At 58.0% G+C, this 18,375-nt stretch carries 17 protein-coding genes and 1 pseudogene; 6 read left to right on the top strand and 12 right to left on the bottom strand.

Annotated elements, in window-relative coordinates:
- Positions 1-302: 302 nt before the first annotated feature.
- Both CQ002_RS16890 and CQ002_RS16895 read right to left on the bottom strand, forming a co-directional pair.
- Entirely contained in the window at positions 303-1,886 is a 1,584-nt protein-coding gene (locus CQ002_RS16890) for a rhodanese-related sulfurtransferase (RefSeq protein ID WP_105162455.1), read from the bottom strand.
- Positions 1,883-2,494 carry a cysteine dioxygenase gene (locus CQ002_RS16895; RefSeq protein WP_034106445.1) on the bottom strand — a complete coding sequence of 204 codons (612 nt, stop codon included), beginning with the start codon at positions 2,492-2,494 and terminating at the stop codon, positions 1,883-1,885. Before CQ002_RS16895 ends, CQ002_RS16890 begins: the two co-directional genes overlap by 4 nt.
- Before the next feature lie 217 nt (positions 2,495-2,711).
- Here CQ002_RS16895 and CQ002_RS16900 point away from each other — a divergent pair, with 217 nt between their 5' ends.
- Complete coding sequence (locus CQ002_RS16900) at positions 2,712-3,617, top strand: LysR family transcriptional regulator (RefSeq protein ID WP_069077580.1); 906 nt, start codon at positions 2,712-2,714, stop codon at positions 3,615-3,617.
- Positions 3,618-3,751: 134 nt separating this feature from the next.
- Entirely contained in the window at positions 3,752-4,546 is a 795-nt protein-coding gene (locus CQ002_RS16905) for a class II aldolase/adducin family protein (protein WP_098466774.1), read from the top strand.
- A gap of 271 nt (positions 4,547-4,817) precedes the next feature.
- Here the strand turns inward: CQ002_RS16905 and CQ002_RS16910 are convergent, their stop codons facing one another.
- Positions 4,818-5,900, bottom strand: a complete 1,083-nt coding sequence (locus CQ002_RS16910) for an LLM class flavin-dependent oxidoreductase (RefSeq protein WP_105162454.1) — start codon at positions 5,898-5,900, stop codon at positions 4,818-4,820.
- A 323-nt stretch (positions 5,901-6,223) separates the two neighbouring features.
- Between CQ002_RS16910 and CQ002_RS16915 the strand changes: the two genes are divergently transcribed.
- The gene (locus CQ002_RS16915) at positions 6,224-6,844 is read left to right on the top strand and encodes a hypothetical protein (RefSeq protein ID WP_234010326.1); all 621 of its coding nucleotides are present in this window, start codon (positions 6,224-6,226) and stop codon (positions 6,842-6,844) included.
- A 283-nt stretch (positions 6,845-7,127) separates the two neighbouring features.
- Here CQ002_RS16915 and CQ002_RS16920 read toward each other — a convergent pair whose 3' ends face one another.
- The 3 genes from CQ002_RS16920 to CQ002_RS16930 all read right to left on the bottom strand — a co-directional run bounded on the left by CQ002_RS16920 (position 7,128) and on the right by CQ002_RS16930 (position 10,754).
- A complete protein-coding gene (locus CQ002_RS16920) occupies positions 7,128-8,432 on the bottom strand; it encodes an ATP-binding protein (protein ID WP_105162452.1) in 1,305 nt (434 codons plus the stop codon).
- The gene (locus tag CQ002_RS16925) at positions 8,429-9,169 is read right to left on the bottom strand and encodes a response regulator (protein ID WP_069078725.1); all 741 of its coding nucleotides are present in this window, start codon (positions 9,167-9,169) and stop codon (positions 8,429-8,431) included. The genes CQ002_RS16920 and CQ002_RS16925 overlap by 4 nt, the downstream gene beginning before the upstream one ends.
- 172 nt (positions 9,170-9,341) lie before the next feature.
- Positions 9,342-10,754 (bottom strand): PLP-dependent aminotransferase family protein, encoded by a 1,413-nt coding sequence (locus CQ002_RS16930; protein WP_105162451.1) that lies wholly within the window; start codon positions 10,752-10,754, stop codon positions 9,342-9,344.
- 123 nt (positions 10,755-10,877) lie between these two features.
- On the opposite strand from CQ002_RS16930, the gene CQ002_RS16935 reads away from it, so the two are divergent.
- The 3 genes from CQ002_RS16935 to CQ002_RS16945 all read left to right on the top strand — a co-directional run bounded on the left by CQ002_RS16935 (position 10,878) and on the right by CQ002_RS16945 (position 13,929).
- On the top strand, positions 10,878-11,510 hold the full coding sequence (locus CQ002_RS16935) for a LysE family translocator (RefSeq protein WP_034106432.1): 633 nt from the start codon (positions 10,878-10,880) through the stop codon (positions 11,508-11,510).
- An 82-nt stretch (positions 11,511-11,592) separates the two neighbouring features.
- The gene (locus tag CQ002_RS16940; protein WP_105162450.1) at positions 11,593-12,651 is read left to right on the top strand and encodes a diguanylate cyclase; all 1,059 of its coding nucleotides are present in this window, start codon (positions 11,593-11,595) and stop codon (positions 12,649-12,651) included.
- A gap of 48 nt (positions 12,652-12,699) precedes the next feature.
- Positions 12,700-13,929 carry a M20/M25/M40 family metallo-hydrolase gene (locus CQ002_RS16945; RefSeq protein WP_105162449.1) on the top strand — a complete coding sequence of 410 codons (1,230 nt, stop codon included), beginning with the start codon at positions 12,700-12,702 and terminating at the stop codon, positions 13,927-13,929.
- 247 nt (positions 13,930-14,176) lie between these two features.
- Here CQ002_RS16945 and CQ002_RS16950 read toward each other — a convergent pair whose 3' ends face one another.
- The 6 genes and pseudogenes from CQ002_RS16950 to CQ002_RS28165 form a co-directional block, all read right to left on the bottom strand.
- Entirely contained in the window at positions 14,177-14,596 is a 420-nt protein-coding gene (locus CQ002_RS16950) for a hypothetical protein (RefSeq protein ID WP_105162448.1), read from the bottom strand.
- 441 nt (positions 14,597-15,037) lie between these two features.
- The gene (locus CQ002_RS16955) at positions 15,038-15,358 is read right to left on the bottom strand and encodes a contact-dependent growth inhibition system immunity protein (protein WP_105162447.1); all 321 of its coding nucleotides are present in this window, start codon (positions 15,356-15,358) and stop codon (positions 15,038-15,040) included.
- Positions 15,355-16,125 (bottom strand): annotated as a pseudogene (locus CQ002_RS16960) (RHS repeat-associated core domain-containing protein); the annotation flags it as partial. The gene CQ002_RS16955 and the pseudogene CQ002_RS16960, both read right to left, overlap by 4 nt.
- A 283-nt stretch (positions 16,126-16,408) precedes the next feature.
- Positions 16,409-16,825: a hypothetical protein gene (locus CQ002_RS16965; protein WP_234010319.1), complete on the bottom strand. Its 417-nt coding sequence runs from the start codon at positions 16,823-16,825 to the stop codon at positions 16,409-16,411.
- 472 nt (positions 16,826-17,297) lie between these two features.
- On the bottom strand, positions 17,298-17,711 hold the full coding sequence (locus CQ002_RS16970) for a hypothetical protein (RefSeq protein WP_105162444.1): 414 nt from the start codon (positions 17,709-17,711) through the stop codon (positions 17,298-17,300).
- Between the two features lie 115 nt (positions 17,712-17,826).
- Positions 17,827-18,375, bottom strand: a 549-nt coding sequence (locus CQ002_RS28165; RefSeq protein ID WP_280523402.1) for an RHS repeat-associated core domain-containing protein, incomplete at its 5' end; no start/stop codon positions are given.

Raw genomic sequence — 18,375 nt, forward strand, 5'->3', positions numbered from 1 at the left:
ATGTTAATTATGAAAATATTTGATTATGTGTGATCTGATTATTCTCTAATTGCATTTGGCGAGGCGCTGCGGTCCGAGGTGAAAAGGCCATCCATGCGCCCATGCGGTGGGCAGTTCATCGGGCAAGGCGGTGGTCAGCGGTTGGCGCAGGTCGATGCGGGCGATTTCGGCGCCGATGCCAGGTTCCAGGCGAGTGATGTGCAGGGGCGTGCGGGTGTTCTCTCGTGGGTGGCTCAGCCGACGCCTGGAGAGGGGCGGGTCTAGGGCCTGCACCCGGTGCGGGTGCAGGACGCTTGGGTGAATCAGATCACATGGAAACCGTGGGTGCCGTCGCGAGCCAGTTGGTCGACCAGGCCAAACTCCCAGTCGAGGTAGGCTTGCATCGCTTCCTTGGGGTTGTCGGTGCCTTCGTACGGGCGACGGTAGCGGTCGATCCGCGGCGAGGCCAGGTGGGTTTCACCTTCTTCCACCGGCAACTGTGCGTTGATCCAGCCGGCGGTGCCGTCCTGCAGGAGGAACACCTGCTTGCCGGTGATCGCTTCGACTTCGGCCACCGCCAGCCGCGCCAGTTGGCTGCTGCCGCAAGTCAGCACATACCGTTGGGCGGCGGGCACCTTGGCCAGGGCGTGTGGCAGTTGCGCACGCAGCACCCACCAGGCCCCGGGGACATGGCGCTTTACGTAGTTGGCGCTGGCGGTGAAATCCAGCACCACGGTGTCGCCATGGGCCAGCCAGTCGGCCAGGGTGTGGGGGCTGATCAGTTCGGCCTGGGGCGGTGCTGGGACCGGGGCGACCCAGGCGCCTTGCTCGCTGAAGTGCGCCGGTTGCAGATCATCCAGCACATGCACTTCCCAGCCCAGCTGGGCCAGCCAGGACGCAGACATGTTCGCACGCACGCCGTCATCGTCCGCCAGCACCAGCCGTGCACCGCGTACGCTGGCGACGTGGTCGGTTTCCTGCACCAACTGCCCGCCTGGCGTGGAGCGAGCGCCAGGCAGGTGACCGGCCTCGAATTCTTCCGGGGTGCGCACATCGAACAGGTAGGTGGTGCGCGTTTGCTCCTGCTGCCAGGCGTGCAGGTCGGCCAGGGTGGCACGGCCAACGCGGGCCTTGTCGGCGACGCGGCGCGCATCCACGGCGGCGACCTGTCGGTGTTCTTCCGAGGTCGGTGCAAAGCGCCGCGATTGGCCATGGGCAAGTGTCTGCCCGGCGAGGGTCCAGCCGATGGTGCCGTTACGCAAGGCCGAGACCGGGTTGGCCACACCGGCATTGATCAGCGACTGGGTGCCGATAATGCTGCGGGTGCGTCCGGCGCAATTGACGATGATACGCGTGGCCGGGTCTGGCGCCAGTTCGCGGACGCGCAACACCAGTTCGGCGCCTGGCACGCTGATGCCGGTAGGAATACTCATGGTCTGGTATTCGTCGAAACGCCGCGCGTCGAGCACTACCACATCGGCCTGGCTGTCGAGCAGCGCCTGCACCTCTTCGGCGGCGAGGGACGGCGTGTGCCGCTCGCTCTCGACCAGTTCGCCAAACGCTTTGCTCGGCACGTTCACGTCGATAAACAGCTCGCCACCCGCCTTGCGCCAACCCTCCAACCCACCTTCCAGCAGGCTCACCCGGGTGTAGCCCAATGCGATCAGGCGCTCGGCCGCGCGGCTGGCCAGGCCTTCGCCGTTATCGTAGACGGTGACCTGGGTATCGCGCCGTGGAATGCGCGAATACACCTCCAGTTCCAGTTTGGACAACGGGATGTTCGCGGCAAACAGTGGATGGGATTCGGCGAACGGCGCTTCTTCGCGCACGTCGATGAGGGCGACTTCTTCTTGGTCCAACAGGGCCTGGCGAATCTGGGCAAAGCTGCGGGTCGATACGGTGGTCATAGGGCAGGGCTCTTTTCTTTGGACAAGTCCCAGATATTCGGGAGGAAGGCATTGGAATAACCGGAGATAAACAACTTCTCGCTGCCGTCGGGCTGGTACACCGCTCGGCGTACCGCACCGATATTGGCGCCGTACACATGGATGCTGATGGACACCTGGTCGCTGTGGGCATTGCTGACCTGGTGGATGTCACCGACCTTGGGCGACACGGCCTCGACCTGGCCCGGCACCAACTGGATGGGCTTGCCTTCGGCAACCAGGCTGCCATCGGGGGCGCGTTCGAACCCTTGGGAGAACTCTGCCCCGCGTAGCATCCCGATCAGTCCCCACACCCGGTGGTCATGGATCGGCGTACGTTGCCCCGGCCCCCAGACAAAACTGACGATGCTGAAGCGCTGGCGCGAATCGGCATGCAGCAAGAACTGCTGATAGCGCTCGGGGTCGGGTTGGGCGAATTCATCAGGCAGCCAGTCATCATGGCTAACCAGTTGCGCCAACAGCTTGCCGCCACGGTGCAGCAAGTCGCCTTCGCGTGGATTGCCGTCGATCAATTCCGCCAGGGCGCCTATGAAGGCTCTGAGTCTCTCGGGGTGTCGGGCCTGGGTCATGACAATTCCATCGTGTGGTCGGTGGTGATGGGTTTATCTAAGCATAATGTTTATAGTTAATATGCTATTTTTTAATGATTAGCTTATAGCCGAAGGTAATTTAGAACCGCCCTGAATAGCGTTAGACGTTATCGATCACAGCGCGGACTATCCAGGCGGCGTTCCTGCAACTATGCTTCGCACACATCTTAATGACTGTTCTCTATGTGCGGCCCAAATGAAAATTGACGATATCGATGCCTTTGTCGAAGTGATTCGTTGCCAGTCCATCAGCCATGCCGCCGAGTCATTGCAACTGACCCAGCCGGCCATCACCCGCCGCGTGCAGAACTTCGAGCAGGCGCTGGGCGTGGAGCTGTTCGACCGCAATACCAAGCCCCTCAAGCCTACGCTGATCGGCACCCGTGTCTACGAACAGTGCCGGCTGATCCTGCGCGAGATGGACGCCCTGCGTGAGCTGGTGGCTACCGACGCGCCGCCCACCGGCCTGTTGCGCCTGGGCGTGCCCCAGACTATCGGCGATGTGGTGCTGCTGGATGCGCTCAAGCACCTGCGCACTGAATACCCTGAGTTGCGTGCCCAGGTCGCCACCGGCTGGGGCAGCCAACTGGTCGGCAAGATCGAGCGCGGCGAGCTGGATGCCGCAGCGGCGTTATTCCCGGCGGGCAAGATCTTCCCGGACAACATCGTCGGCGAATCCATCGGCAAGATGGAGCTGGTGGTGGTGTGCGCCAAGGCGCAATTGCCGAAGAAACCCTGCAAGCTGGCGGACGTGTACCAGAACGGCTGGATTCTCAACCCGGATGGTTGCGGCTTCCGCGCGGGTTTGCAGCGGACCTTGTCGGATCAGGGCCTGGCGCTACGGGTGAACCTGGAAACCTTCGGCACCGAGCTGCAATTGGGCCTGGTGGCGGACGGCCTGGGCCTGGGGCTGGTACCACGGCCGTTGCTGGAACGCAGCGCCCACCGTGAGCAACTGGCGGTGATGCCGCTCAAGGATTTCAAGCCGGTGATGGACCTGTGGCTGATCTACCCGCACTTCCTGGGCAACCTGCAAGGGCCGGTGGACGCCTTTGGCAAGCTGGTGGCGAATTCCCTGCATAAAATCCGCAACGCCGCGTAATCCCACCTGTGTCATGGCGGGTGTGTTTATGAAAAAAAATAATAATTAGCTTAGATTAAAATGTGCTTTTTATTATTTAAATGCATCCCATAGGCTTGCCTGGAAGTCCTTAAGGCCATCCAGGAAGTTTTGCCATGAGCAGCGTCACCTCGATTTCCAGCGTTTCCAGCAACGTTCGCCAACGCGTCACTCCGGAAGAGTGGGAAGTGCGCGTCAAATTGGCCGCCGCTTATCGCCTGGCGGCCCTTTACAAGTGGACCGACCACATCTACACCCACTTCTCTGCCCGCGTACCGGGCCCGGAGGAGCATTTCCTGATCAATGCCTTTGGGTTGTTGTTCGATGAAATCAGTGCTTCCAACCTGGTCAAGGTCGACCTCGACGGCACCATTGTCGACGACCCCACCGGCCTTGGCATCAACTACGCCGGCTACGTGATCCACAGCGCCATCCACGGCGCGCGCCACGACCTGCAAGCGGTGCTGCACACCCACACCCGTGACGGCATTGCGGTGTCGGCGCAGAAAGACGGCCTGCTGCCGATCTCCCAGCATTCGATCGGTTTCTCCGGGCGCGTGGCGTACCACGGTTATGAAGGCGTGGCCCTGGACCTGGACGAGCGTGAGCGGCTGGTCGCGGACTTGGGCGACAAGAGTGTAATGATCCTGCGCAACCATGGGTTGTTGACGGCGGGGGTGAGTGTTGAGCATGCGTTTCAGCAGCTGCAGCAGTTGGAGCGTGCGTGCAATATCCAGGTCGCGGCGCAGGCGGCGGGGAATGCGGAGTTGATCTTTCCGCCGAGGGAGGTGGTGGAGAAAGTTGAGCAGCAGGCGAAGGTGTTTGCCAGTGGCGAGGGGCCTGGTGTGGCGCGGCATTGGAATGCGTTGATTCGGCAGTTGGAGCGCAGTGATACCGAGTACAAGAACTGATCGTCGACACAAACGGGTTTAATCATAGGGGAGCCAGCTCCTGCTGGCGGCCTGACAGCCAACTACTATCTGCCTGTAATCCCACGGTCCAAAAATGTGGGAGCGGGCTTGCCCGCGAAAGCGGCCTGACAACCGACCGCTATCTGCCTGTCACCCCACGATCCAACTGTGGAGGCCGGCTTGCCCGCGATGCAGGCCACTCGGTGCATCAGGCACACCGCGTTGATGCCATCCCTGGCAAGCCAGCTCCCACATTGGTTTTGAGGTGTGCTTAAGCGACCTGTTTGGCGTGTTCACGCTCGGCAACCAGTTGGCGGGTGAGAGGGATCAAACGCTTGCCGTAGTCGATCGCATCATTCAGGGGGTCAAAGCCACGGATAAGGAACGTGGTAATGCCCAGGTCGTAGTAGTCCAGCAACGCTTGCGCGACTTGCTCGGCTGTACCCACCAGCGAGGTGGAGTTGCCCTGCGCACCGAGCAGGCCCGCAATCCCCGTCCACAAACGCTTATCCAACCGTGACCCTCGCGCTGCGGCCGCCAGCAACCGGCGCGAGCCTTCATTCGGCGGTTCACGTCGCACAAAACCATTCTTCTCCGCCAGCTCGGTGGCCTGCTCAAGGATCTTGTCGGCCCGCGCCCACGCCAGTTCTTCGGTCTCGGCGAGGATCGGCCGCAATGACAGGCTGAAGCGAATCTCGCGCCCATGCTTGGCCGCTTCGGCGCGTACCTGAGTCACGATCTCGCGCACCTGCTCGTAGGTTTCGCCCCACAGTGCATAAACGTCGGCGTGCTTGCCCGCTACTTCAATCGCAGCGTTGGAGGCGCCGCCAAAATACAGCGGGATGTGTGGCTGTTGCGGTGATTTCACCGTGGAGTGCGCACCTTCGACCTGATAGTAGGTGCCCTTGAAGTCGAAGGGTTGTTCGCTGGTCCATTCCTGGCGCACCACGCTCAAGTACTCATCGGTACGGGCGTAACGCTCGTCCTTGCCGATGTGGCTGCCATCGGCACGCAGTTCGAGGTCATCGCCGCCGGTGATGATGTGCACGGCCGTGCGCCCGCCGTTGAACACGTCGAGTGTGGCGAATTGACGTGCGGCCAGGGTGGGCTGGGCGAACCCGGGGCGGTGGGCGATGAGGAATTGCAGTTTGCGGGTCACGCTGGCGGCGTGGGAGGCGATCAGCGTGCTGTCCGGGCTGTTGGAGTGGAAGGCCACCAGCGCGCGGTCGAAGCCGGCTTCCTCGTGGGCGCGGGCCACGGCCTCGACGTAGTCGGGTTGCAGGGTAGGGCCGCTGCGTGGATGGATCTCGGAAGCGTGGTGGCCGCCAATGTAGCCGATGAATTCGATGCTCATGGTGTGTCCTTCTCTTGGGCGTAGTCTTGTGAGGGATGGGCACCTCCACCGGGCAGGGGGTCGGTTCTTCGCGTCCAAAGTAGGGGCAGTGGCGAGGGCTGTAAAATGCCGATTGGTTCTAACCTAATTATTAAAATATTGAATCATGATTCTGGTGGTGTATCAGGGATTTGCATTTTGAATGTGTTCAGTTATTCCTGGAAGCACTGTCACGGCCGCCAGTTTGCGTCGGGTTGCCCAAGGCTGACCGGAGATAACGTTGTGTTTTCCCCTGCGCTGAGGTCTGATGAGCGCCGAAACGGGGACGTCAGGTTTGGGGAGTTATGCGGGCAGAACTAGCGCACTATGGCGGTATTACCGTCATGATTCCGGCCGCCCTCATCATTGCGGTATGGCTGAGGTATTCCAACCCTTGGGCACTTCGCGCCTGGGTCATCACCGTCGGCGTGACGTATTCGATCGTTGCGCTCAGCAAGTTGCTGTTCAAAGGCTGGGGCTTATCGTTCGAACCCTTGGATATTGCCGTACTCAGTGGCCATGCCATGAATACGTGCCTGATGCTGACGGTGGCACTGAGCCTTTTGGCGCGCCAGTTCAATCCGGTATTACGCTGGCCGGCAGCGGGGGCGGGGTTATTGGCCAGCGCGTGGTTCAGTGCTTATTGCGTGGCACCCTACATCCATCCGCTCAATGAAGCCCTGGCCGGTGCAACGCTGGGTGCGGTGGCGGCGATTACGTTTCTCTGGCGTATTGAAAGCGCCGACATCAAGGTTTCACCTTCGTTTATCGGCGGTGGCCTGGTGGTCTTGCTGGCCTGCGCGCTGGTGCCCAAGTACAACGCCGAGTTGCTGCTCAACCGCGTCGCAATCACCTTGTCAGGTGCCGATCAAGCGCATCAAGAGCCTTCCTGGCGTCTGGACGCGGCGCATGGAAAGCCTGAGTAAGTCACCAGGTCCAGCGACCATCAGTTCCAGCAACTGTCGTGGCTTTCCTGGAATTGATTCCGCCGAAACGTGACAAATTTTAACATTTGCCACTTTATTTCCAGGGTGCGAAGCGAGGGGGGAGGGAGTGTTGTGGCGATACTTGAACGATGTTGCACCTATGCTAGTGCCATTTTTTAGTGTGCGATAACTATCTTAGGTCTATGGGTTAGCGGCGCCGTCAGCGGTTAAATGTTATCAGTAAGAAGGGAGCCTGCGGGGCGCCTGTTAACCCAGTTTCAAATTAGAGCCCGAGGCGAATCTCGGCACACAAGCCACCTTCCGGCCGATTGCTCAAGGTCAATGAGCCGCCTATTGCCACCGCCAGTTGCTGCGCAATGGCCAAGCCCAGACCGGTGCCACCGGTGCCGCGATTGCGCGAGCTCTCCACGCGGTAGAACGGTTGCATCACCTGCACCAGTTCGTCTTCGGCGATCCCGGGCCCACGATCCAGTACCTTGATCGACAGTTCCCCGTTCGCCGTCGAGCCCACTTCCAGCTCGGCGCTGCCTGCGAACTTCAATGCGTTGTCCACCAGGTTAACCAGCACCCGGCGCAGGGCGTGCGGGCGGGTGTCGAGTACCACCGCGCTTTTGCCATTGAGGCTGACCTGCTTGTGCATGTCCTGATAGTCGAACACCAGGCTGTCGAGGAAGGCATCCAGGTTGATCCGGTGGCTGGCTTCGGTGGCGCCATGAACGCTGCGCGCATAGGCGACGCCTTCGCGCACCAGGTGTTCCATCTCGCCGAGGTCGCTCCAGAGTTTGTCGCGGTCGGTGCAGTCCTCCATGAATTCGGCGCGCAGTTTCATGCGGGTGATCGGGGTTTGCAGGTCATGGGAAATCGCCGCGAGTATTTGCATGCGTTCCTTGAGGTATTCGGCGATACGTTTTTGCATTTCATTGAACGCGGCGGCGGCATGCGCGACTTCGGTCGGGCCCTTTTCGTCCAGTGGGGTAGGGTGGGCATTGGGGTCGAGGGTTTCTACAGCGCGCGCCAGGCGGGTCAACGGGCGGATGGCCAGGCGTACGGCGAACCAGGTGCAGCCGAGCAGCAACGCCAGTTGCAGCACCAGCACCACCGGTAGCCAGTAGGCGACGGGCAGGGCGGCGGGGCGTACGTCGATGGTGATCGGGCTGCCATCGGCCAGGGTCAGGTGCGCCTGAAAGTGCTTCTGCATACCGGGGATGTCACGGAAGGTCAGCGTGTAGTGTTCGCCCAGCGCGTCCGCAATAGAGGTCGCGGCCATGGGCATATCGTCTCTGCTCATCGGCTCGCCGGTTTCGCCGGCATTGAGCAGGTAACGGTAATTCTGCCGGTCGAGGCGTGGCAGCCAGAGGGGGCGCTCGTTGGCGGGCAAGCGGTCGAGAATGGCGACCGAGGTGGACACATCGTTTTCCAGATTGCCCAGCATGGCGGTACGCGCGCTGATATAGCGCTCGTAGAACTGCGCGCTGAAGGACAGGCCATGGGCGCACACCAGGCTGATCAGGAAGATCAGCGACAACTGCGACGCAAGGGGCCGTGGCCAGCCAAACCGTAGCTTCATTGATCGGCCCCGAGGATTTCCACCGGCAAGGAAAACACATAGCCCTCACTGCGCACGGTCTTGATATAGGCCGGCTCGCGGGCGTCATCCAGCAGGCGTTGGCGCAGGCGGCTCACCAGCAGGTCGATGGAGCGGTCGAACAGGTCGGCATCGCGGCCTTGGGTCAGGTTGAGCAACTGGTCGCGGTTGAGCACGCGCTGGGGGTGATCGAGGAATACCCGCAACAGGCGGTATTCGGCGCCGCTCAGGGCCACCAGGGTATCGTCCTCGTCGAGCAGGTGGCGGGCAGTGGTGTCCAGGCGCCAGCGGCCGAAACGGATCAGGCGTCCGGTCTCGCTGACCACCAGGTTTGGCGGCAACATCCGCGTGCGGCGCAGCACCGCGTTGATACGTGCGAGCAATTCACGGGCGACGAAGGGTTTCACCAGATAATCGTCGGCGCCCATTTCCAGGCCGATGATACGGTCGGTCTCATCATTGCGCGCGGTGAGCATCAGCAGTGGCGTGGCCTTGTGCTTGCCTACCCGCAGTTCGCGGCACAGCTGCAAGCCGTCGTCGCCGGGCATCATGATATCCAGCACGATCAGGTCCACCGGAGTGGTGTCGAGGAAGCTGCGCATCTGGCGGCCATCGGCAACCACGGTGGTGCGCATACCGTTTTTCTTCAGGTAGTTACCTACCAGTTCGCGGATCTCCCGGTCGTCATCGACGATCAGGATGTGATCGACATGATCCATGCTGCCTTCCTCGTAAATACTCATAGGGGCGCAGTCTAGCCATTGGCGAGGGCCTTGCCTTGTGCCCTTTGTATTGCAGTGTATCTGGCGATAGGGAGATACACGACGACGCAAAAATGCCGGGGGATCACCCGCAACGCGATGCGTACGTCGGTGATCAATCACCGCCTGCTCACGGGGCGTGTGACGCCTTGGGCAACAGCGCCTCGAATAGCTGTTGTACTTGTGGCTCATCACTGTGGGCCACATTGAAACGCATCGAGTCGCGGTGTGCCGGGTCATAGCCAAACAGCACTCCCGGCGCCAGCACCATGCCTTTTTTCAACGCTTCCTGGGCCAGCAGCTCGCCGTTGATGCCGGGTGGCAGGTGCGCCCAGATGAACATCCCGCCTTCGTAGCCCATCGGCAATTCGCAGCCGCAACGCTTGAGCCATTGCTCGACCCGTCCACCGGCCTCCATCAAGCGCTGCACCATGCGCTTGCGGTGCTTGGCGTAGCTGCCTTCGCTGAGCATGCGGTACACGATCTGCTCGAACAGCTCGGAGGTCACGCCGCCGCTCATCAGCTTCATATTGGTCAGGTTGGCCGCCAGTTGCGGCGCCGCAACCACGAAGCTGACGCGGGTGTTGGCACTGAGCGTCTTGGAGAAACCCGACAGGTAGGTGACCTGGTCCAGGCCGGCGAGGGCGGCCAGGCGCGGTGGTGGGCTGGGGTGCAGGTCGCCGTAGAGGTCATCTTCGACGATATGGCAAGCGTATTGCTGCGTCAGTTGTAGCAGGCGAAACGCCTGGCTGGGGCTGAAGGAGTGGCCGGTCGGGTTCTGCAGCACGCTGGTGGTGAGGTACAGGCTGGGGCGGTGTTCAGCCAATAGTTGTTCGAGGGCGCTGAAGTCGAAACCGTCGGGCCGGCGCTGGATCGTCACCGCCTTGACCCCGTGCAGCGCGAGGTTGGCGTGGAAGTTGAAGTAGCACGGTGCGTCGAGCAGCACGGTGTCGCCGGGGCGCGCCAGCAGGCGCATCAGCATGTCCAGGCCTTGTACAGTGTTGGGCGTGGTAATGATCTGTTCGACCGACACCGACATGCCTTCGCCGTGGAGTTTCTGTTGCAGGGCCTGGCGTAACGGCAATAGCCCGGCCGGTGTGCCCAGCTCGGCGATGCGCAGCGACGGCGCCCGCACCACGCTGCGCAGGGTTTGGCGAATGGCGTCGCTGTCCAGCCACGCCTCGGGCAAGTGGCCGCTGCCGGGGCGCAGGTCACCGTAGACCGTCGCGAGGGGGCGCCGTAATACGCTGAGCAGGTCTTGAGGCAGCAACTCAACCCAGTTCGTCGAGGCCGCATGGGTGTTGGTCGCGGCCACGAAATAGCCACGACCTTGGCTGGAGGTGAGCAGATTGCGCCCGCGCAAGCGGTCGAGGGCTTCGTTTAGCGTGAACTTGCTTACGCCCAGGACCTGGGTCAGTTCGCGCACCGAGGGTAGCTTGCTGCCCGGTGCCCATTCACCGCTTTCGATCGCCTGGCTGAAAGCCTCGACGATCTGCTGCACCTTGGAGGTGCCTACCACGAAGGCTATGGCCTTGACGAACATGCGGCTTCCTTGTCTTTGCCGGTGATTTTACCGGTGAAGTTTGGGCGGATTAAGCCTCACTTCACCTGCCCAGTGCAATGCCAGCTGCCTAGACTGCTCGCTCTCTTTTCCAGGTCCCCGGCCATGACAAGCGCGTTAACCCTCTCTTCGTTTTTCTACTTCCTGCTGTTTTGCGCCACCATGACCTTCAGTCCCGGCCCCATGACCCTGCTGCTCTTGAGCCTGGGCCTGCGCGACGGCTTGCGCAGTTCGATCCCGGCGCAGATCGGGGCCAGTGTGTCGTACCTGATTTCGATCCTGGTTTTTGCGGTGGGCTTTTCTGAATTGATCAAGGGCAACCCGTCCATCACCCAGGCAATCCAGGTGATCGGCGTGGCCTACATCCTTCACCTCGCCTACAAGCAGTGGACCAGCAACGGTGTGGTGATCGAGCGGATTGGTCATGTGGAAGCCGCGCGCAGCCTGTTTCGCAAGGGGTTGCTGACGGGGTTTTCCAACCCCAAGACCATCATCATGTTCAGCGCGGTATTCCCTCAGTTTGCCGGGGCCGGGGAGCACCGTTCGACAGTGGATATTGCGATCCTCGGGCTGACGTTTCTGTTGCTGCAATTCGCCAGCGGCTGCCTGTATTGCTACTTTGGCCAGCGTATCAAGCAGGTATTGCAAAACCCTCAGCGCCGCGTATTGCTGCAGCGCATCACCGCCGTGATGCTACTGGGCGTGGCGCTGATGCTGGCGCGAGGCTTTGCTCACTGAGGGCCTCAAGCTTATGAGTGGTAGTGGCGAATTGCCGGTCCCCTGATAGACTCCAGGCATTCACTCAGGATCTCACCCCACCATGTCAGCTGCAGAAGGAAACGGACTTCCGCTCGCTTCACGGCTGTACAAATCCCGTACGCTCGGGTTGACGCTCGGATTTGTTTGCGTGGTGTTCGGGATGTACCCTCTGGACCCCGCCTGGTGGGTGTGGGCGTGGATGCTGATCAACGCGTTTGTGTGGCCGCACGTGGCGTTTCAACTGTCCTTGCGCAGCGCCAACGCCCTGCGCAGCGAACGGCGCAACCTGTTGTTCGACTCGTTCTGCGGTGGGTTCTGGGTTGGCGCCATGCACCTCAACCCGCTGCCCAGCGTGACCACCTTGTCGATGATGACCATGAACAACGTCGCCATTGGCGGTCCCCGTTTCATGCTGGCGGGATGGGTGGCGCAGGCACTGGGTATCGGCACGTCGTTGTGGATGTTTGCCCCGGCCTTTATTGCGGTGACCACCCAGGTGCAGCTCTACGCCTGCCTGCCTATCCTGATGCTGTATCCGTTGGCCTTGGGCTGGATCTGCTACCGCCAGGCGGTAACCCTGGCACGCCACAAACGCGAGCTATTGGCACTAAGCCGCACGGACAGCCTGTCCGGGCTGCTCAACCACGGTGCCTGGAAAGACCACCTGGAGCTCGAATTCCAACGCTGCCGCCGCGGTTCGGCAGGCGCCGCCATCGCGCTGATCGACATCGATCACTTCAAGGTCATCAACGACACCTACGGGCATGTCACCGGCGATATTGTCCTGCGCCAACTGGGCAAAGTACTTCGCCAGAACCTGCGCGCCACCGACCTGGCCGGGCGTTACGGTGGCGACGAGTTCTGCGTGATCCTGCCGGACATGGACCTTAACCGTGCCACCGAAGTCATGGATGCGTTGCGCAACCGCTTCAACGCCCTGGCCTACGCCCAGGACCCGACCCTGCGCGTCAGCTTGAGTATCGGCCTGGCGCCGTATCAGCCGAGCCATGCGGATTCGACTAGCTGGTTGAATGACGCTGACCAAGCGTTGTACGAAGCCAAGAGCAGCGGGCGAAACCGCGTCAGTTCCGTACAGGGGAGTTGGTTGCGATCGGTCTAGTGGGGTAGGGTGTGGCGGCACCCTCCAACAACAATCAAGGATCGGTTCATGCTCTTCAACTTCTCCCGTACCCTCCTGGCTGCCACCCTGGCCTTGTCCGTCAGCGTGCCGGCCTACAGCGCCGAACCCCATAAACAGATCCAGGCACACGCCGAGCAGTACAAGGCCGACGCCCTGAAATTGCTGGAGCGCCTGGTGAACATCGACTCGGGTTCAGGCTATGAGCCGGGCCTGACGCAAGTGCGCGACATTGCTGTGGATGAACTGAAACAGCTGGGTTTCTCTATTGAGCTGGTGCCGGATAAAGCGGCCAACAACAGTCACGTGGTTGCCACCCTCAAAGGCACCGGCAAGGCCAAGATCCTGCTGATGGCCCACATGGACACCGTCTTCAAGGAAGGCTCGGCCGCCGAGCGTCCGTTCCATATCAAGGACGGCCGCGCCTATGGTCCTGGCGTGATGGATGACAAGGGTGGCATCGTCGCCGGCATCTACGCGCTCAAAGTCCTCAAGGACCAGGGTTTCAAGGACTACGCGCAGATCACCTTCCTGCTCGACGCGAGCGAAGAAACCGGCTCCGACGCTGCCTCCGAGCTGGTCCGCCAAACCGCCAAGGCCCACGACGTCACCCTCAACCTCGAACCCGGCCGCCCAGCCGATGGCCTGGTGGTCTGGCGCAAAGGCAGCGCCACCGCCGTGGTTGAAGTCAAAGGCAAGGCGGCCCACGCCGGCGTCGCCCCGGAGCTCGGCCGCAACGCCGCCATGGAAGCGGCGCACCAGATCCTGCAATTGGGCAAACTGGGCGACGAGGAAAAGAAAACCACCATCAACTTCACCGTCATCAAGGCCGGCGACCGCACCAACGTCATCCCCGACCAGGCCACGGCCAAGGCGGACGTGCGCGCGGCGTTGCCAGAGGAGTTTGACCGCATCGAGAAAGACCTGGCCCGCGTGTCAGCGAACAAGCTGATCCCTGAAACCGAAGTGAAGACCAGCTTGCAGCGTGGGTTGCCACCGATGCCGCAGACGCCAGAGTCGGACAAGTTGGTTGCGATCGCCCAGGGCATCTATGGGGAGTTGGGCAAGACGCTGACGATCGAGGGCAGCGGTGGCGCGGCGGACGCAAGTTTGTCGGCTGGGGTAGGGACGCCGACGTTGGATGGTTTTGGGATTGTCGGCGGGAATATTCACACCCCGGAGGAGTATGCGGAGGTGGAGAGTGTGGCGCCGCGGGTTTATCTGCTTAGCCGGATGATTATGGAGCTTTCGAAGCGGTGATGGCCGTGGGGGGCTCATCCAGTGCGTTCGGGGGAGTCCCTCATTCTGTCGAGTGAGCGTTTTGTCGTGGTGGGCAGGTTTTTGTGGCGAGTAGGCTTGCCCTGCGTTGGGCTGCGCAGCAGCCCTGGAACAGACAATCCTGATTTACCTGAAAATACCCACTGCCCCGAATGGGGCCGCTGCGCCGCCCAACGCGAGCAAGCTCGCTATCCACAGGGGCGGGTTGCTTGGGAGAGCAGCGTTTGTGTTACCAAGTTGACTGGTCTTCGAGGCTGGCTTTTTGGAGGTCGTCTTTCCAGACCTCGTTGGCTAGCCGATAGATCTCGGCGAAGAGGCCTCGGGGGTCGGTTATTTCTGTTTCGTCCCAGGCCATTTTTGAATACGACTCTGGGTCGTCTTCAAAGTAAGAGTGGAAATTAAACGCCTCAGTGTTTAGCGCGTTAAGTAAATTCTCTATTAGTTTATATCTGTGGCGATAGGAAAGCTTGTTGAAGGGGTCTAGGCAGTATTCAAGTATGAGAGACTCTCTGTCTCTATTTTCGTTAGGGTTGAAACGGGCAAGCGCTTTTCCCTTGGTTTCCTCCCTATCATAAATGTCAAAAATGCCTACGAAATAACTCAAGCTGGCGTCGAAAGGTATGTGCTCGGAAGAGGGGTGAAATAGCATTTTTTCACTCCTTAATGGGGAATAGAGTAAAAGGCGTGCCGTCCTCACGAAACTTCATTTCTGCACCATTCATTGAAGGGTTGAAAGTTGGATTGTTTGGGTCGTTTTTGTTTGGTCTGTAGCCTCGTCCTGCTCCGGGTAATTCCAGTTTGAATATCGGATTTTTACTATGGTCCATCCCGTTGAATGGAGCTAGTCCAAGCGCTTCGCGTGGAGTGTGGCGCCGCGGGTTTATCTGCTTAGCCGGATGATTATGGAGCTTTCGAAGTGGTGATTTTTCGCTGATGGACACCCTTTTGTGGTGAGCAGGGTTGCCCTGCTTTGGGCTGCACAGCAGCCCCAAAACAGATAAATGCGGCTTTACCTGAAAAAACTCACTGCCTGCAGTGGGGTCGCTGCGCGCTCCAGTGCAGGGCAAACCTGCTCGCCACAGTGTTGTTCTTAAACAGGGTTTTCTGCTTTGACCAAGTACTCATCGAATTTCACAATAATGTGATTCAGCCATGATTGTCCTGAATCCCATTGATTTGGGTAGTAGTAATAACAATGCTGCTCGTGAAGTAAATTACTTTGAAAGGTAGGCTCATCTGTGTAGGTTTTAATTAAATCTAAAATTTCTTTTCTTACAGTAATTATTATGTCTCTTGGTGAGTCAAGTAGGAACGAATCAATCGCCTCGTCAGCGGATGAGTATTCCGCTGTCCAGTCCTGGTTAAAGTAAGCGCCGAGAAATTGTTGCAGCTCTGTCAATGGAATGTTCATTTTTCTGGGTATCCCGTGAGTAATAGATAGCCATCCGGCATCTTAGGTTTTCTTTTCAGAACAAGAATGAAATTGTAGACAGGTATGGGGGTTTCAGTACCTCTAATAATACTCACGCCAACGGCTTGGCTAGAGCTATCGTAGATTGTGTATTTGTCCTTTTTGCCCTCTAAGAATTTTAAAATTTCATGCCGGTGAGTGTTTAGGCTCTTAGATACTAGGGCTTCCGCTTCCTCTTGATTTTTGAATGTGGACGCTGCAGGAATATGTGGTTCCAAATTGAGCCTTGCAGCCAGTTGTGGTCGCGTCTGGGCAACATGCTTTTTAATTAGGTGTCCACCTGCTTTTTCATGTGTGTCTAATACGCTGCCAGGGCAATTTCCAATCTTGCAGCTCAGTCCTAACGGATCTATCCATCCTGTCGGATTAGGCACGTACTGGTAAGCATTGATCCCACCCGCCAACTTCACCGGGTCCGGCGTCAGGTAACGACCAACATCCGGATTGTAGTAGCGATGGCGGTTGTAGTGCAGCCCGCTTTCTTGATCGAAGTATTGGCCCTGGAAGCGCAGGGGGTTGTCGACTTTTCCTATGTCGAGACGGCTGATTTCACCGCACGCGCGGTAATGCGTGGACCAGACGATCTCGCCATCCGGAGCGGTGAGTTCCTGCGGGGTGCCAAGGTGGTCGAGTTGGTAGTGGTAGGCCTTGGTTTCCTTTGGGTCGAAGCCTTCCAGCAGCGCCAGTTGGCGGAAGGTGTTGGGTTCATCTGCTTAGCCGGATGATTATGGAGCTTTCGAAGCGGTGATAGGCGTGGGGGGCTCATTCAGTGCGTTTGGGGGAGCCCTCATTCTGCCGAGTGAGCGTTTTGTCGTGGTGGGCAGGCTTTTGTGGCGAGTAGGCTTGCCCTGTGCAGCAGCCCAAGAACTGGCAGTGCTGATTACCTGAAAATCCCCATCGGTCAGACTGGGGCCACTGCGCGGCCCAGTGCTGGGCAAGCCTGTTCGCCACAGGGGAGGGGCGGTGTTGCCTTGGATAGCAGTGTTGGTGTTACCAAGTTGACTGATCTTCTAGGCTGGCCTCTTGGAGGTCGTCTTTCCAACTTATCTGAGCGAGTTGATGGACATCCTCTAAGAAGCCTTTAGGGTTTTCAAGTTTGTACCATTCTTCTCGTGGCCATGATGTGGCCTCATCTTCATTTATATCGAATAAGCCTTGGAAGTCATAACTCTCATCGTTCAGACTATTTTCCAGGGCCTTAATCAAAGCGTATTTGTGCCTGTAAGAAAGGTAGCTTAAATTCAAGGCGTGAGTTTTTATGAGAAACGCTCGATCGGCTTTATTGTTTGGGTCGTATTTTTCCAGTTCTAGACCCAGCCCCTGCTCTCGATCATATACATCAAATACACTAATAAACCATTTTAGGCTAGGGTCAAATGGCTCATTTAAGAATGGGTTTTTCAACATTATCTTTTCTCGACTGGATAAGCAGTGAATGGTCTGGTCCCATCTTTTTTATCAAATTTCACTTCGAACCAATTTGGATTTTCATTAAGGGCTGGGCTGTCAATGTCTTTTTTGTTAGGGCGATAGCCTCGTCCTGCTCCGGGTAATTCCAGTTTGAGTATCGGATTTTTACTGTGGTCCATCCCGTTGAATTGAGCTAGTCCAAGCGATTCGCGTGGAGTGTGGCCCCGCGGGTTTATCTGCTTAGCCGGATGATTATGGAGCTTTCGAAGTAGTGATTTTTCGCTTATGGACACCCTTTTGTGGTGAGCAGGGTTGCCCTGCTTTGGGCTGCACAGCAGCCCCAAAACAGATAAATGCTGCTTTACCTGAAAAAACTCACTGCCCTTCGTTGGGCCGCTTCGCGGCCCAACGAAGGGCAAGCCTGCTCGCCACAGCGTGAGAAATCAGGGAGGAGTCATATGAAAAAGACTTAGTTGAATTTTTCATAGTCTTGAGCACGCAGTGATGCTAACCATTGTTTGAAAAATTCAACCTGTTCTTGTGGGTTACTTGTAAGGTTTTCTTCTTCATAGTCGAACAAGTGGACGATATCTTCGTTAGTTGCTTGCTTACCTAGAGTCATTTCGTATGCTACAAGGCCTGAACTCATTTGAGATGCCATTCTTGAAGGTTTAACGTTTCGCTTTGCACCTTTGCATAGGAAGGTGATATGGGGGAAGTCTGCCCTGATTTTTGCAAGGCACACATACATGTCTATACCTTCGTAAATCGTTTTAAAGTTATCAGCTTCTGAAAATACCATAATTAATTTTGCGATGTCATATTTAACAGTTACTTCTGTTTTTTTATTGTCAATAATTGCAGGTATTTTTTGCGTTTTCATTTTATTTCCTGTTTGGATTTGGAATCGAATAGCCTACATAACTTCCATCAGCTTTGACCGGTGTAGCCCCTATGATATCTTCTGGATTTACTTTGTGGTGAATAGCAAATTCTTTTTATTTGGGGTATGGCGTCTGGTTGCCTAGCTCTAGGTTTATGTCATGACCCTCAATGCTCTTAAGCGTATACAAGTAACCCTTTTTATCTCCATAGCTAGTTGCAAAGGTAATTCCCACTGCGCGGAGAGGCGATGTACTAATAAAGTTACTTGGTGGGTCAGCACTGTCAACAGCGTGTAAATATAGATCCTCACTATCGCCTTTGCTTTTGAAGCCGTTTTTAAATACCTCGTTCGGAGGTGTTTTGTCTCCCCGAAAAAGATATTCCTCATCTCTATTTGAAATCGGAGGGTCGGGTTCTGATTTTTTAATTGACGCTTGTGCTGAAGGTTCTTGAAAACCAGATGAGGGTTTGCATCCCTTTTCATCTGGACATCCATTTAAGCCCAGCGGATCAACCCATCCCGTAGGATTGGGCACGTACTGGTAAGCATTGATCCCACCCGCCAACTTCACCGGGTCCGGCGTCAGGTAACGACCAACATCCGGATTGTAGTAGCGATGGCGGTTGTAGTGCAGCCCGCTTTCTTGATCGAAATATTGGCC

This window comes from Pseudomonas sp. MYb13, from assembly GCF_002980075.1.
Classification (GTDB): domain Bacteria; phylum Pseudomonadota; class Gammaproteobacteria; order Pseudomonadales; family Pseudomonadaceae; genus Aquipseudomonas; species Aquipseudomonas lurida.

What these genes read in the sequence shown, in the direction of transcription:
- CQ002_RS16955 (WP_105162447.1), bottom strand. Translation starts at nt 15,358, where the DNA reads ATGAACATTCCATTGACAGAGCTGCAACAATTTCTCGGCGCTTACTTT.
- CQ002_RS16900 (WP_069077580.1), top strand. Translation starts at nt 2,712, where the DNA reads ATGAAAATTGACGATATCGATGCCTTTGTCGAAGTGATTCGTTGCCAG.
- CQ002_RS16905 (WP_098466774.1), top strand. Translation starts at nt 3,752, where the DNA reads ATGAGCAGCGTCACCTCGATTTCCAGCGTTTCCAGCAACGTTCGCCAA.
- CQ002_RS16945 (WP_105162449.1), top strand. Translation starts at nt 12,700, where the DNA reads ATGCTCTTCAACTTCTCCCGTACCCTCCTGGCTGCCACCCTGGCCTTG.
- CQ002_RS16915 (WP_234010326.1), top strand. Translation starts at nt 6,224, where the DNA reads ATGCGGGCAGAACTAGCGCACTATGGCGGTATTACCGTCATGATTCCG.
- CQ002_RS16920 (WP_105162452.1), bottom strand. Translation starts at nt 8,432, where the DNA reads ATGAAGCTACGGTTTGGCTGGCCACGGCCCCTTGCGTCGCAGTTGTCG.
- CQ002_RS16890 (WP_105162455.1), bottom strand. Translation starts at nt 1,886, where the DNA reads ATGACCACCGTATCGACCCGCAGCTTTGCCCAGATTCGCCAGGCCCTG.
- CQ002_RS16970 (WP_105162444.1), bottom strand. Translation starts at nt 17,711, where the DNA reads ATGAAAACGCAAAAAATACCTGCAATTATTGACAATAAAAAAACAGAA.
- CQ002_RS16895 (WP_034106445.1), bottom strand. Translation starts at nt 2,494, where the DNA reads ATGACCCAGGCCCGACACCCCGAGAGACTCAGAGCCTTCATAGGCGCC.
- CQ002_RS16935 (WP_034106432.1), top strand. Translation starts at nt 10,878, where the DNA reads ATGACAAGCGCGTTAACCCTCTCTTCGTTTTTCTACTTCCTGCTGTTT.
- CQ002_RS16910 (WP_105162454.1), bottom strand. Translation starts at nt 5,900, where the DNA reads ATGAGCATCGAATTCATCGGCTACATTGGCGGCCACCACGCTTCCGAG.
- CQ002_RS16930 (WP_105162451.1), bottom strand. Translation starts at nt 10,754, where the DNA reads ATGTTCGTCAAGGCCATAGCCTTCGTGGTAGGCACCTCCAAGGTGCAG.
- CQ002_RS16965 (WP_234010319.1), bottom strand. Translation starts at nt 16,825, where the DNA reads ATGTTGAAAAACCCATTCTTAAATGAGCCATTTGACCCTAGCCTAAAA.
- CQ002_RS16950 (WP_105162448.1), bottom strand. Translation starts at nt 14,596, where the DNA reads ATGCTATTTCACCCCTCTTCCGAGCACATACCTTTCGACGCCAGCTTG.
- CQ002_RS16925 (WP_069078725.1), bottom strand. Translation starts at nt 9,169, where the DNA reads ATGGATCATGTCGATCACATCCTGATCGTCGATGACGACCGGGAGATC.
- CQ002_RS16940 (WP_105162450.1), top strand. Translation starts at nt 11,593, where the DNA reads ATGTCAGCTGCAGAAGGAAACGGACTTCCGCTCGCTTCACGGCTGTAC.